The following is a 14,855-nucleotide window of genomic DNA, read 5'->3' as shown; positions in this document are numbered from 1 at the left end:
TTCCTCCCTTCATTCGTTATTTGTTACGCCTGATCTGCACCAGTAATTTGTACGTAAGATTTTTTAGGACCTGGAACATTTCCTTTTACAAGGACTAAGTTGTTTTCAGTATCCACTTTAACAATCTCTAAGTTTTGGATTGTTACTGTTTCTTTACCCATTTGACCTGGTAGTTTTTTGCCTTTGAATACACGCATTGGGTCAATAACACCCATTGCACCTGGTCCACGGTGGTAGTGAGAACCGTGTGTCATAGGTCCACGTGATTGATTGTGACGTTTGATGGAACCCTGGAAACCTTTCCCTTTGGAAGTACCAGTTACGTTCACCTTTTCTCCTGCTTCGAATACATCCACACTTAGATCTTGACCTACTTCATACTCGTCAAGATTTACGTTACGGATTTCGCGAACGAAGCGCTTAGGGTTCGTGCTCGCTTTCTCAGCATGACCTTTCTCAGCTTTGTTCGAACGATTTTCTTTTTTGTCTGTGAAACCGATTTGGATTGCATTGTAGCCATCATTTTCTTCGGTTTTCTTTTGAAGTACGACATTACCTTCAGCTTGAATGACAGTAACTGGGATTAATTCACCGTTATCTGCGAAAAGCTGTGTCATGCCGACTTTACGTCCTAAGATTCCTTTCGCCATCCGTTACACCTCCTAAAAATTTATAATTTAATTTCGATATCAACGCCAGATGGTAAATCTAAACGCATTAATGAATCCACTGTTTGTGGTGTTGGGCTCAAAATGTCGATTAACCGTTTATGTGTGCGCATCTCGAATTGCTCACGAGAGTCTTTGTACTTGTGTACGGCACGCAAAACAGTGTAAACAGCACGCTCTGTAGGTAATGGTACTGGACCTGATACTTCCGCACCTGAACGTTTTGCTGTTTCAACGATTTTCTCAGCTGACTGATCTAAAACTCTGTGATCATAAGCCTTTAAACGAATACGTATTTTTTCATTTGCCATTACTTTCCCTCCTTTTTCGCCTATATTAAAACAGACATACTCTGCGAAAATTTCCTCAACATCCGCCATGGCAAAGGGGCCGGGTGTTTCAGCAACCTTTCGCTTCATCGCCTTGGTTTTTCTGCAACATTACTAATTATAATGAATTCAAGCCTTGATTGCAAGGAAAAACTAGAATTCTTTCTGTTGCAAATACCTTTGCTATTATACAGAGATATTTGATTGATTTCAAGGGGTTTGCAGATGTTTTTTTGTTAATGGAATGAAGAGAATACAAATAGTTTTCGATTATGTTTTTCGTGTCTTTTTAGTAGGCAATTACGATTTAAATTGTGTTGATCTTTCGAAGGGGAGTATAGAGTATCCCTATAAGACTTTTTAGCTTTTTTTCTGGCTCGTTCGAGGGTATAGAGCTCTCCTATAGGACTTTCCGGCTTTTTTTCTGGCTCGCTCGGGGGTATAGAGCCCTCCTATAGGACTTTCCGACTTTTTTTCTGACTAGTTCGAGGGTATAGAACCCTCCTATAGGACTTTCCGGGGTCATTTCTGGCTCGTTCGAGGGTATAGAACCTATATAAGAACTTCGCGATCAATCTTTCTTCTTTCTGAGAACTGTAGCTTGAACTACTCCTAAAACGTTTTCGTGTTTTAGAGTATGGAGTCTTCTATCTATTGAAAGATAAAAAAACACCGCTCATCCATCAACTGGATCAGCGGTGTTTGTAACATATACAATTATTATTTTTGGATAGACGCTACAACGCCAGCGCCTACTGTACGTCCACCTTCACGGATTGAGAATTTAGTTCCTTCTTCAATCGCGATTGGGGAGATTAGTTCAACGTCCATTTCAACGTTGTCACCAGGCATTACCATTTCAACGCCTTCTGGCAATTGGATAACACCAGTCACGTCAGTTGTACGGAAGTAGAACTGTGGACGGTAGTTAGAGAAGAATGGTGTATGACGACCACCTTCGTCTTTTGATAGAACATAAACTTCAGCTTTGAAGTTTGTGTGTGGAGTGATTGAACCAGGCTTAGCTAGTACTTGGCCACGGTTGATTTCTTCACGGGATACACCACGTAGAAGCGCACCGATGTTGTCTCCAGCTTCAGCATAGTCTAGAAGCTTACGGAACATTTCAACTCCAGTGATTGTTGTTTTAGAAGCTTCTTCGGCAAGACCGATGATTTCAACTTCGTCACCAACAGATACTTGACCACGCTCTACACGACCAGTCGCAACTGTACCACGGCCAGTGATTGAGAATACGTCCTCAACAGGCATCATGAATGGCTTGTCAGTGTCACGCTCTGGGTTTGGAATGTAGTCGTCTACTTTTTCCATAAGGTCAAGGATTGCTTTTTCGTGCTCTTCGTCACCTTCTAGTGCTTTAAGAGCAGAACCTTGAGCAACTGGAATGTCGTCACCAGGGAAGTCATAGTCGCTTAGTAGGTCGCGAACTTCCATTTCAACTAGTTCTAGTAACTCTTCGTCGTCAACTTGGTCAGTTTTGTTCAAGAATACAACGAATGCTGGTACGCCAACTTGGCGAGAAAGCAAGATGTGCTCACGAGTTTGTGGCATTGGACCATCAGCTGCAGATACAACTAGGATCGCACCATCCATTTGAGCAGCACCAGTGATCATGTTTTTAACATAGTCTGCGTGTCCTGGGCAGTCAACGTGTGCATAGTGACGGTTTGCAGTTTCATATTCAACGTGAGAAGTCGCGATTGTGATTCCACGTTCTTTTTCTTCTGGTGCACCGTCGATTTGGTCATAAGCCATTGCAGAACCTTCACCGAAATGCTTATGAAGTACAGTAGTGATTGCTGCAGTTAGAGTAGTTTTTCCGTGGTCAACGTGTCCAAGAGTACCAATGTTCACATGGGGCTTGGAACGGTCGAATTTTTCTTTAGCCATTTATATTTCCTCCTTAAATGAAATAAAAGTTTTTTGTATTTATATTGTCAGGTTGCCTTTTGGCATTATACCAAAAGACAACAACTTACAATACTTTTATAAGTGATTTAATGATAAAAATCAATTATTGTCCACTATTTTTCTTAATGATCTCTTCAGAAATCGATTTTGGAACTTCTTCATAGTGATCGAAGTACATAGTGAACGTTCCACGTCCTTGCGTGTTTGAACGAAGTGCTGTTGCGTAACCGAACATTTCAGAAAGTGGGACGAATGCGTTAACGACAGATGCGTTTCCGCGGCTACCCATTCCTTCTACACGGCCACGACGGGAAGTAACATCACCCATGATGTCGCCCATATATTCTTCAGGAACAACAACTTCTACTTTCATCATTGGTTCCAATAGAACTGGTTGACATTTGTTTTTAGCTTCTTTAAGAGCCATTGATGCGGCTACTTTAAAGGCAGTTTCGTTAGAGTCAACATCGTGGTAAGAACCATCATATAGTGTTGCTTTCACATCGACTAATGGATATCCGGCAAGTACACCGTTTTCCAATGATTCTTCGATTCCGGCTTGAACAGCGGGGATATATTCACGAGGAACAACCCCACCAACAATATTGTTGACGAATTCGAAGCCAGCTCCTTCTTCGTTTGGTTCGAATTTAATCCAAACGTGACCGAACTGTCCACGTCCACCAGACTGACGTACGAACTTACCTTCAGCATTTGCAGAAGCACGGAACGTTTCACGGTAAGCAACTTGTGGTGCACCAACTTGTGCATCAACTTTGAATTCACGTTTCAAACGATCAACGATGATATCTAGGTGAAGTTCACCCATACCGTGAATGATTGTTTGTCCAGTTTCATCATTTGTTTCCGTTTTGAACGTTGGATCTTCTTCAGCAAGTTTCGCTAGAGCGATACCCATTTTATCTTGGTCGGATTTTGATTTTGGTTCAATGGCTACACCGATAACTGGATCAGGGAAGTCCATTGATTCCAAGATAACTTCACTTTTCTCAGCACATAGTGTTTCACCTGTACCAGTATCTTTCAAACCTACACCTGCAGCAATATCTCCTGCATATACAGTGTCAACTTCTTCTCTGTGGTTCGCATGCATCTGAAGGATACGTCCAACACGCTCACGTTTGTCTTTGATTGTGTTTTGAACGTATGAACCACTAGACAATGTTCCTGAGTATACACGGAAGAATGTCAACTTACCAACATAAGGGTCAGTCATAACTTTAAATGCCAAAGCTGAGAATGGCTCGTTGTCATCAGATTTACGCTCAACAGTTTCCTCGGTTTTCTTATCGAAACCTTGGATTGGAGGTACATCCAATGGAGATGGCAAGTAGTCAACTACACCATCTAGTAGAAGCTGAACACCTTTGTTTTTAAATGCTGATCCACAAAATACTGGATAGAATTCAACGTCTACAGTAGCTTGACGAATTCCTGCTTTCAATTCTTCTTTGGTGATTTCTTCACCTTCCAAATACTTATCCATAAGGTTTTCGTCAAGTTCTGAAATAGCTTCAACTAGGCTATCGCGGTATTCCTGCGCTTGTTCTTTATATTCATCAGGAATTTCAGTGTTTGATGCTTTCGTACCTAGGTCATCTTCATAGATATAAGCTTTCATCTCAACCAAATCGATAATTCCTTCGAATTGGTCTTCAGCACCGATTGGTAGCTGGACTGGGTGAGCATTTGCCCCCAATCTCTCTTTCAATGTACCTACGGAATAAAGGAAGTCAGCCCCCACTTTATCCATTTTGTTAATAAATACAACACGCGGTACGCCATAAGTTGTTGCTTGGCGCCATACTGTTTCTGTTTGTGGCTCAACTCCAGACTGTGCATCTAACAGTGCTACTGCACCATCAAGAACACGTAGGGAACGTTCAACTTCTACTGTAAAGTCAACGTGTCCTGGAGTATCAATAATATTGATCCGATGGTCATTCCACTGAGCTGTTGTCGCAGCAGAGGTAATCGTGATTCCACGCTCCTGCTCCTGGTCCATCCAGTCCATTTGGGATGCACCTTCGTGAGTTTCTCCGAGTTTATGAATTCTACCAGTATAGAAAAGAATTCTTTCTGTACAAGTAGTTTTACCGGCATCAATGTGTGCCATGATTCCGATATTACGATATCTGTCTAAGGAGAACTCTCTTGGCATAATCATTTCTCCTTTCTGCATAACTGCTATGTTTTTTTATTAAATGATTTTTACCAGCGATAGTGTGCGAATGCTTTGTTGGCTTCAGCCATTTTATGCATTTCTTCACGACGTTTCACTGCTGCACCTGTATTATTGGCTGCATCCATGATTTCATTTGCAAGACGCTCTTCCATGGTTTTTTCACCGCGAAGTCTTGAATAGTTTACGATAAAACGCAAACCTAATGCTTGACGGCGTTCTGGGCGAACCTCCATTGGTACTTGGTAGTTAGACCCACCAACACGTCTAGCACGAACTTCAAGAACAGGCATGACATTTTTCATTGCCTCTTCGAATACGTCCATTGGGTTTTGGCCAGTGCGTTCACCGACAAGGTCAAATGCATTATAAAGAATTTTCTGGGCAACACCTTTTTTACCATGAACCATGATTTGGTTGATTAGACGTGTTACTAGCTTCGATTCATGAATCGGATCTGGTAGCACATCTCTTTTTGGTACGGCTCCTTTACGTGGCATAGCTACTCCTCCTTTCCTCAGTGTTTATTTTTGTTACTTATTTTTTGGCTTTTTTCGCGCCATATTTGGAACGACTCTGTTTACGTCCTTCAACACCGGCAGTGTCCAACGCGCCACGTACGATATGATAACGTACACCTGGCAAGTCTTTTACACGGCCACCGCGAATTAGCACAACACTGTGTTCTTGTAAGTTGTGTCCAATTCCAGGAATGTAAGCTGTTACTTCAATCTGGTTAGACAAACGAACACGTGCATATTTACGAAGTGCTGAGTTTGGCTTTTTAGGAGTCATGGTAGCAACACGTGTACACACACCACGTTTTTGTGGAGCATTGTTATCCGTGAACTTTTTCTTGAACGAGTTGAAACCTTTATTTAGAGCCGGAGAATCGGATCCTTTTGTTTTAGATTGACGTCCTTTACGCACCAATTGGTTAATTGTTGGCATGTTGTTTCCTCCCTTCTCATCTCGTTTTGCAATCCCACACATCCAGGTGGTTCATCATTTAGCAAAAAACAAAACTTAACACGAACAGGTCGTGCAAAGTTTATTTTTTGATTGCCACTGTAGCTGCGCCTACTTCAATACCGCTTGCTTTCCCCAATTGTTTCATCGAGTCGACAAACACAACGGGTACATTCATTTGGTCAGCAGTAAGCAGTATATGATCTGTTACGCGTCGTTCAGCATTTTCTGCAACAACGACCTCTTGTACTTCGCCATCTCTCATGGCTTTTTGTACTTGTTTCGCTCCAATGACTAAACTATTTTTAGCTTCTGCTACTTTTTCATAAGACATTCTCGCAATCCTCCAAAGTAACAACATTAGTATGAAGCACCTTGAATATATTATCACTGTCTAAAAATGTTGTCAATGATAACCTCAATCTTTTTCAAGGTGCCTCAAACTTTATATTTCTTGTGTTTCTTCTTCTAAGTTTTCTTCTTCTGTTTCTTGGAAAGCTTCATCTTTTTCAGCTTCTAGGCGTCGGTATCTCTGTAATCCCGTACCTGCAGGGACAAGTTTACCGATGATGACGTTCTCTTTCAATCCGAGCAATTCATCATATTTACCTTTGATCGCAGCATCTGTCAAGATCCGTGTTGTCTCTTGGAAAGATGCGGCAGACAAGAAGGAATCCGTTTCTAGTGATGCTTTCGTAATACCAAGAATGACTGGTTTGGCTGTTGCTGGTTGTTTACCTTCCAACAGCACCTCTTGGTTGGCTTCTTTGAACTGGTTAACTTCCATGAGTGAACCAGGAAGCAATTCTGTTTCGCCGGCATCATTCACACGAACTTTACGAAGCATTTGACGGACCATGACTTCAATATGCTTGTCACTGATTTCAACACCCTGCATACGGTATACTTTTTGAACTTCTTTGAGCAAGTATTCCTGTACGCCTTGTGTGCCTTGGACAACAATCAATTCTTTCGGATCGATTGAACCTTCCGTCAACGCCTCTCCAGGTTCTACGGCGTCTCCAACTTCTACCTTGATGCGTGCATTGTACGGTGTTGTGTAAGTCTTTGTTTCGACATCACTTTGTACAATGATTTCTTTTTTATCTTTTTCACTATTAATATCCGTTACAGTTCCCTTGATTTCTGTGATGATCGCTTTACCTTTCGGGTTACGCGCTTCAAATACTTCTTGGATACGCGGTAAACCTTGTGTGATATCATCACCTGCAACCCCACCTGTGTGGAAGGTACGCATCGTTAACTGAGTACCTGGCTCACCGATGGATTGAGCTGCAATGATACCAACTGCTTCACCAACATCCACTTGGTCACCTGTTGCCATATTCCGTCCGTAACACTTATTACAAGCACCATGCTGTGTGTTACATGTGAATACAGAACGGATTGTTACCGATTCGATGCCCGCTTCTAAAATCTCAGCGGAAATATCTTCAGTGATCAATTCGTTACGTTGAACAATGACCTCACCCGTCTCTGGGTGTTTCACAGCTCTGAACGCCGTTCTTCCGACTAACCGATCTCCTAAAGGAACAATGACTTCGTTTCCTTCCTGAATAGTGGAAACGGTCATGCCACGGTCGGTACCACAATCTTCTTCGCGAATGATTACATCTTGTGCAACATCCACTAAGCGACGTGTCAAGTAACCAGAGTCGGCTGTTTTCAGCGCGGTATCCGCAAGACCTTTACGTGCACCGTGCGTGGAAATAAAGTACTCCAAGACCGTTAGTCCTTCACGGAAGCTCGATTTGATCGGGAGTTCGATAATTCGTCCAGATGGGTTAGCCATCAGACCACGCATACCCGCGAGCTGCGTGAAGTTAGATGGGTTACCACGTGCACCCGAATCACTCATCATAAAGATCGGGTTTAATGGTTCCAAGGACTTCATTAATTTTTCTTGAATGACATCTTTGGCATCTGTCCAAATTTGAATGACGCGATCATAACGTTCGCCATCCGTGATCAAACCACGCTTGAACTGCTTTTGTACGTTATCTACTTTTCCTTGTGCTTCATCCAAGATTTCATTTTTATCTGCCAGGACAACGATATCTGAAACTCCAATGGTAAGTCCGGCTTTCGTAGAATACTTAAAGCCTAAGTCTTTCATACGGTCAAGCATCTTAGACGTCTCAGAGAGTTTATAAAACTTAAAGACTTCTGCGATGATATCTCCCAGAATACCTTTTTTGAATGGTAAGTTCAGTTCGCGTTCTGCTAGTGCTTCCTTTACATTTGCATCTTTACCGATAAAGTGATGATCCTCAAGACCATCATGTAGATTCGATTTTGTCGGTTCATTCATGTAAGGGAACGTCGGCGGCAAAATATCATTGAAAATTATTTTACCGACTGTTGTCAGCAACAACTTCTTGTTTTGCTCTTCCGTGAACTTAGGGTTCTTCAATGAACCTGCATCAATTGCAATCCGGCTGTGTAAATGAACATACCCGTTATCATAAGCGAGTCTTGCTTCATCTGCATTACCAAATACAAAACCTTCACCAAGTGCGTTTTCTCTCTCAAGCGTCAAGTAGTAGTTTCCTAATACCATGTCTTGAGATGGTGTAACGACTGGTTTTCCGTCTTTTGGATTCAAGATGTTGTGCGCTGCAAGCATAAGAATTCTCGCTTCTGCTTGTGCTTCCGGTGAAAGCGGCACGTGAACAGCCATTTGGTCCCCATCAAAGTCAGCGTTATAAGCTGTACAAACGAGTGGGTGCAATCGAATCGCACGACCATCAACCAATTTCGGCTGAAAAGCTTGAATCCCTAAACGGTGCAGTGTCGGTGCACGGTTCAATAGGACCGGATGTTCTTTGATTACATCTTCTAACACGCCCCAGATCTCTGGACGTAAACGTTCAATGTTTCGTTTTGCTGACTTAATGTTGTGAGCCAACCCACGTTTGACGAGTTCACGCATAACAAATGGTTTGAATAATTCAATCGCCATTTCTTTCGGCAAGCCACACTCATACATCTTCAAGTTCGGACCAACGACGATTACCGAACGTCCGGAATAGTCAACACGTTTACCTAACAAGTTTTGACGGAAACGCCCTTGCTTCCCTTTCAACATATGAGAGAGAGATTTTAACGGACGGTTTCCTGGTCCAGTAACCGGGCGACCGCGACGACCATTATCAACGAGGGCATCCACCGATTCTTGGAGCATCCGTTTTTCGTTTTGAACGATAATAGATGGAGCACCAAGATCTAACAATCTTTTCAAACGGTTGTTCCGGTTAATAACCCGGCGGTATAAATCGTTTAAGTCAGACGTCGCAAATCGGCCACCATCCAACTGAACCATTGGACGTAGTTCCGGTGGTATGATCGGTAAGACATCCAAAATCATCCAGGATGGATCGTTTCCTGAATTACGGAATGATTCAAGAACTTCTAATCGCTTGATGGCTCTCGTACGTCTTTGACCTTGCGCTGTTTTCAACTCTTCTTTTAAGTCATGAACTTCCTTCTCCAGATCGATATCTTGAAGAAGTTTACGGATGGCTTCCGCACCCATCTGTGCCTTAAAGATCTTACCGTACTTATCATAATAAGTGCGATATTCTCTTTCTGAAAGCAACTGTTTCTTTTCGAGAGGTGTATCACCTGGCTCTGTGACAACATAAGAAGCAAAGTAAATAATTTCTTCCAAAGCACGTGGAGATAGGTCCAACACAAGACCCATACGGCTTGGAATTCCTTTGAAATACCAAATGTGAGAGACAGGGGCAGCTAACTCAATATGCCCCATGCGCTCTCTTCGTACTTTTGATTTTGTAACTTCAACGCCACAGCGGTCACAAACGACACCTTTATAGCGAACTCGTTTGTATTTTCCACAATGACATTCCCAATCTTTTGTCGGCCCAAAAATTCGCTCACAGAAAAGACCGTCCTTTTCAGGCTTTAGTGTACGATAGTTAATTGTTTCTGGTTTTTTCACTTCACCGTAAGACCAAGAACGGATCTTATTCGGTGAGGCTAAACCAATTTTCATAAACTCAAATTTATTGACATCAATCAAGGAGCCTACCTCCCTTATTTTATCCTACGATAGGTGGGTTTTATCTTCTGGCTTTATTCATCTGACGTTTCTTTATGCTCTATATCGACATTCAGCTGTTCGCCAGCTTGCTCATCATCTTCTAAATCTCTCATGTCGATTTCATTTTGCTCATCTGTCAGCATCTTGACATCCATTCCAAGACTTTGAAGCTCTTTGATCAAGACACGGAAGGATTCTGGTACACCTGGTTCTGGTAGATTTTCACCTTTGACAATCGCTTCGTATGTCTGTACACGACCAACGACGTCATCGGATTTAACGGTCAAGATTTCTTGTAGTGTGTATGCGGCACCATATGCTTCTAATGCCCAAACTTCCATCTCACCGAAACGCTGTCCACCAAATTGCGCCTTACCACCAAGTGGTTGCTGTGTGACCAAGGAATATGGTCCAGTGGAACGAGCGTGCAATTTGTCATCTACCATGTGCTCAAGTTTAATCAAGTACATGACTCCGACAGAAACACGGTTATCAAATGCTTCACCAGTACGACCGTCATAAAGAACTGTTTTTCCGTCCCTGGAAAGGCCGGCTTCTGTCATGGTTTCCCATACATCTTCTTCATTTGCTCCGTCGAATACCGGGGTCGCAACATGGATGTTCATTTCTCGAGCAGCCATTCCTAAGTGAAGCTCAAGAACCTGACCGATATTCATACGCGATGGTACACCAAGTGGGTTCAACATAACGTCTACCGGGGTGCCATCTGGCATGAATGGCATATCTTCTTCAGGTAGAATTTTGGAAATAACACCTTTGTTACCATGTCTACCGGCCATTTTATCCCCTTCTGAAATCTTCCGTTTCTGAACGATATACACCCGAACGAGTTTGTTCACACCTGGAGAAAGTTCATCACCGTCTTCACGGTTAAACACTTTCACATCATGAACGATTCCGCCACCGCCATTCGGCACACGTAGTGACGTGTCACGAACTTCACGAGCTTTTTCTCCAAAGATGGCATGTAGTAATCGCTCTTCAGCAGATAGCTCTGTCATTCCTTTTGGTGTTACTTTTCCAACGAGGATATCGCCATCAATAACTTCAGCACCGACGCGGATAATTCCGTCTTCATCCAAGTTTTTCAGTGCTTCATCTCCAACGTTCGGAATATCACGAGTGATTTCCTCCGGTCCAAGCTTGGTATCTCTAGCCTCCGATTCAAACTCTTCAATATGAATCGAAGTAAATATGTCGTCCTTCACGAAGCGTTCACTCATGATGACCGCATCCTCGTAGTTATATCCATCCCATGTCATAAATGCGACTAGAGCATTTCGACCGAGTGCCAGTTCACCATTGTCCATGGATGGACCATCAGCAAGGATTTCACCTTTTACGACGCGGTCGCCTTTAGAGACAATCGGCTTTTGATTGTAACAAGTTCCTTGGTTAGAACGGATGAATTTCTGTAAGCGATAATGATCTAAATCGCCTTCTACTTCTTTACCGTCCACTTCAGAAATACGACGAACGTAAATATCTTTCGCATCTACTTTTTCAACAATTCCATCATACTTATTGATGACGGCAGCCCCGGAGTCTTTTCCAGATACATATTCCATACCTGTTCCGACTAAAGGTGCTTCAGCGCTTAGCAATGGAACAGCCTGACGTTGCATGTTTGCACCCATCAAGGCACGGTTTGAGTCATCGTTTTCCAGGAATGGAATACAGGCTGTCGCAGCTGATACAACTTGTTTTGGTGAAACGTCCATATAGTCGATTTGATCACGGTCGACCACTATGTTTTCACCACGGAAACGAGCAATGACTTCTTCATTCTGGAACGTTCCATCATCGTTCAATGGTGCGTTTGCTTGCGCAACGATGTAGTTATCTTCTTCGTCTGCTGTTAGATAGTCAGTCTTCATAGTAACTATCCCTGTGTCATGATCGACTCTTCGATATGGTGTTTCGATGAAACCAAACGGATTCACACGCGCAAAGGAGGACAATGAGTTAATCAACCCAATATTCGGACCTTCTGGCGTTTCAATCGGACACATACGACCATAGTGAGAATAGTGAACGTCACGTACTTCAAAACCAGCACGTTCACGCGTCAAACCACCAGGCCCTAACGCCGAAAGACGTCGTTTATGCGTCAATTCAGCCAATGGGTTTGTTTGATACATAAACTGCGATAACTGAGAACTTCCAAAGAACTCTTTAATGGACGCAATAACTGGTCGGATATTGATCAACTGCTGTGGCGTGATCGACTCACTATCTTGAATGGACATTCGCTCACGAACAACACGTTCCATTCTTGATAAACCGATTCGGAACTGGTTTTGAAGCAGTTCGCCAACAGAACGCAAACGACGATTCCCTAAATGGTCAATGTCGTCTGTGTTTCCGACTTCATGCAAGATATTAAAGAAATAATTGATGGAAGCTAAAATGTCTTCGTACGTAATATGTTTAATGTCTTGGCTGACATTTCCATTACTTACCACATTTAATGTTCTTTCGCCCTCTGGGTCGGTCGGATCGAAAATTTTAATGGATTGGACTTTGACCGGTTCATCCAGCACGCCGTCCTGTGGCTCCAAGATTTTCTCACCAACTGGATCTTCTTCCTTCTCTAAATAAGGAATCAATTGATCCAAGAGACGACGGTTCAACTTGTCGCCTTTTCGAGCGAGCACTTCACCTGTTTCTTCATCTGCAATCGTTTCAGCCAACACTTGGTTGAATAAACGATTTTTAATATGAAGCTTTTTATTCATTTTATAACGTCCTACCCGTGCTAAATCATAGCGTTTCGGGTCAAAAAAGCGAGAGAACAATAAACTGCGTGCGTTTTCAGCAGTCGGTGGCTCTCCAGGACGTAATCTTTCATAAATTTCTATTAACGCTTTGTCGCTGTCTTCAGTGTTGTCTTTATCTAACGTATTGCGTAGATACTCGTTATCACCGATCAGATCGATAATTTCTTCATCTGAGCTGAATCCAAGTGCACGCAATAGGACCGTAATCGGCAATTTGCGGGTTCGGTCAATTCGCACATGAACAACATTCTTCGCGTCCGTCTCCATTTCCAACCATGCACCACGGCTTGGAATAACGGTTGATGTGTAACCTTTGCGACCGTTTTTATCAATTTTGTCATTGAAATAAACGCTTGGCGAACGCACAAGTTGGGAAACGATAACACGTTCTGCACCATTGATGATAAATGTGCCGTTTTCAGTCATTAATGGGAAATCACCCATAAAGACCTCTTGCTCTTTCACTTCCCCAGACTCTTTGTTCAACAGACGAACTTTCACCCGCAACGGGGCATTATATGTCACGTCTCTCTCTTTCGCTTCATCCAATGGATATTTAGGCTCACCTAAACTATAATCCACAAACTCCAAAGATAAATTACCGGTGAAATCTTCAATCGGTGAAATATCTCTGAACATTTCTTTCAAACCTTCTTCTAAAAACCAATCATACGAAGCGGTTTGAATTTCAATTAAGTTAGGAAGCTCTTGAACTTCACTAATTCGCGCGTAACTTCTACGCTGGCGGTGTCGACCATATTGGACTAGTTGACCTAACAACTGCTTCACCCCTCAACTACCAGATTTAAAAGAAAGGGCTCTTCCATCCTAACTGATGAACCTCCACATTCACCGGAGAGGATCCTTCAGAAAGAGCTTAAGTAAAAATAAAAATGGTCCGACAAGAATGCATGCCGAACTTGCTTGCTTTAAAAGGCCTTATGCAAGCATCTATTTGAACATTCATAGAGAATGTCAAGTTATGAAATTATAAGTTAATAGATAAAGTGTCATGTACCATTAAGACCTCAATTCATGTTTAATGAACGGTACCATTATCGGCTTCTCTAAAGAATATTATACATCAGAACTGTATAATCGTAACTTCATCTGCGTTTTTCACCATTCAGATTGCTTTAGTCAGTATTTTTCAAAAAACACTTGACAGAAAAACAATTCTATTGGCATTTTTTAATATTATCACACCGTATGATTCCTAGTCAAACTTTTTGGCACGCAAAATGTAGTACCCTTTGTCTTTGTTGACTGTCTCCACTTGTGAGAATAATGATTCCAGCTTATTCTTTAATGAAGGTGCTCCTTGTTTTTTCTGTACCACTACCCATAATTCGCCCCCGGGCTTTAATACATCGAAGCTTTCTTCCATGATTTGATGAACTACTTTCTTGCCTGCTCGAAATGGCGGGTTCGTAACAACTGAAGCAAATTGTTCATCTTTGACAGTAGACAACCCATCGCTAAACCGGACCTTCGCATTCTCCAGATCATTTAATTCAATATTCTCTTGTGCCAAGTGAATCGCACGCTCATTCACGTCAACCATCACAATCGACCGTTCGGGGAATTGTTTTGCTAGAGTGATTCCGATCGGGCCATAACCACAACCGACATCCAAAAATTCACCCATGACTTTCGGTTGCTTAAATTGCGCCAACAATGCTTTTGTACCATAATCAATTTGCTTTTTGGAAAATACACCATCATCTGTTTGGAAAGTAAATGTGAACGTGTTCAATATTGCGTTGAAAAAAGTAGGGTTGCTTTCACTTGTGGGGTGACGTTCATAATAGTGCTCGCTCATTCAACCGACCACCTTCATTGGATAATTGAAAAAAATTCATCTGGTAA

General features: G+C 42.3%; 10 protein-coding genes. All 10 read right to left on the bottom strand.

Features of this window, described 5'->3' with window-relative positions:
• Positions 1 to 23: 23 nt before the first annotated feature.
• The gene (gene rplC, locus KQ486_RS08970; RefSeq protein ID WP_144163583.1) at positions 24 to 650 is read right to left on the bottom strand and encodes a 50S ribosomal protein L3; all 627 of its coding nucleotides are present in this window, start codon (positions 648 to 650) and stop codon (positions 24 to 26) included.
• A 20-nt stretch (positions 651 to 670) separates the two neighbouring features.
• The gene (gene rpsJ / locus KQ486_RS08965; protein WP_144163584.1) at positions 671 to 979 is read right to left on the bottom strand and encodes a 30S ribosomal protein S10; all 309 of its coding nucleotides are present in this window, start codon (positions 977 to 979) and stop codon (positions 671 to 673) included.
• A gap of 738 nt (positions 980 to 1,717) precedes the next feature.
• On the bottom strand, positions 1,718 to 2,908 hold the full coding sequence (tuf, locus tag KQ486_RS08960; protein WP_144163614.1) for an elongation factor Tu: 1,191 nt from the start codon (positions 2,906 to 2,908) through the stop codon (positions 1,718 to 1,720).
• Positions 2,909 to 3,032: 124 nt separating this feature from the next.
• Positions 3,033 to 5,111, bottom strand: a complete 2,079-nt coding sequence (fusA, locus tag KQ486_RS08955; protein WP_216687414.1) for an elongation factor G — start codon at positions 5,109 to 5,111, stop codon at positions 3,033 to 3,035.
• 50 nt (positions 5,112 to 5,161) lie between these two features.
• Positions 5,162 to 5,632: a 30S ribosomal protein S7 gene (gene rpsG / locus KQ486_RS08950; protein WP_144163612.1), complete on the bottom strand. Its 471-nt coding sequence runs from the start codon at positions 5,630 to 5,632 to the stop codon at positions 5,162 to 5,164.
• A gap of 37 nt (positions 5,633 to 5,669) precedes the next feature.
• Entirely contained in the window at positions 5,670 to 6,083 is a 414-nt protein-coding gene (rpsL, locus tag KQ486_RS08945; protein WP_144163611.1) for a 30S ribosomal protein S12, read from the bottom strand.
• Between the two features lie 100 nt (positions 6,084 to 6,183).
• Positions 6,184 to 6,435, bottom strand: a complete 252-nt coding sequence (locus tag KQ486_RS08940) for a ribosomal L7Ae/L30e/S12e/Gadd45 family protein (RefSeq protein WP_216687413.1) — start codon at positions 6,433 to 6,435, stop codon at positions 6,184 to 6,186.
• 111 nt (positions 6,436 to 6,546) lie between these two features.
• Positions 6,547 to 10,164, bottom strand: coding sequence for a DNA-directed RNA polymerase subunit beta' (rpoC, locus tag KQ486_RS08935; RefSeq protein ID WP_274236558.1), 3,618 nt, complete (start codon positions 10,162 to 10,164; stop codon positions 6,547 to 6,549).
• A gap of 53 nt (positions 10,165 to 10,217) precedes the next feature.
• On the bottom strand, positions 10,218 to 13,766 hold the full coding sequence (rpoB, locus tag KQ486_RS08930; RefSeq protein ID WP_216687412.1) for a DNA-directed RNA polymerase subunit beta: 3,549 nt from the start codon (positions 13,764 to 13,766) through the stop codon (positions 10,218 to 10,220).
• A 436-nt stretch (positions 13,767 to 14,202) separates the two neighbouring features.
• The gene (locus KQ486_RS08925) at positions 14,203 to 14,808 is read right to left on the bottom strand and encodes a class I SAM-dependent methyltransferase (RefSeq protein ID WP_144163607.1); all 606 of its coding nucleotides are present in this window, start codon (positions 14,806 to 14,808) and stop codon (positions 14,203 to 14,205) included.
• Positions 14,809 to 14,855: the final 47 nt, after the last annotated feature.

The sequence above is a fragment of the Allobacillus halotolerans genome (genome assembly GCF_018967645.1).
Lineage (GTDB): Bacteria > Bacillota > Bacilli > Bacillales > Alkalibacillaceae > Allobacillus > Allobacillus halotolerans.
This window is presented reverse-complemented; position numbering and strand designations above follow the sequence as displayed.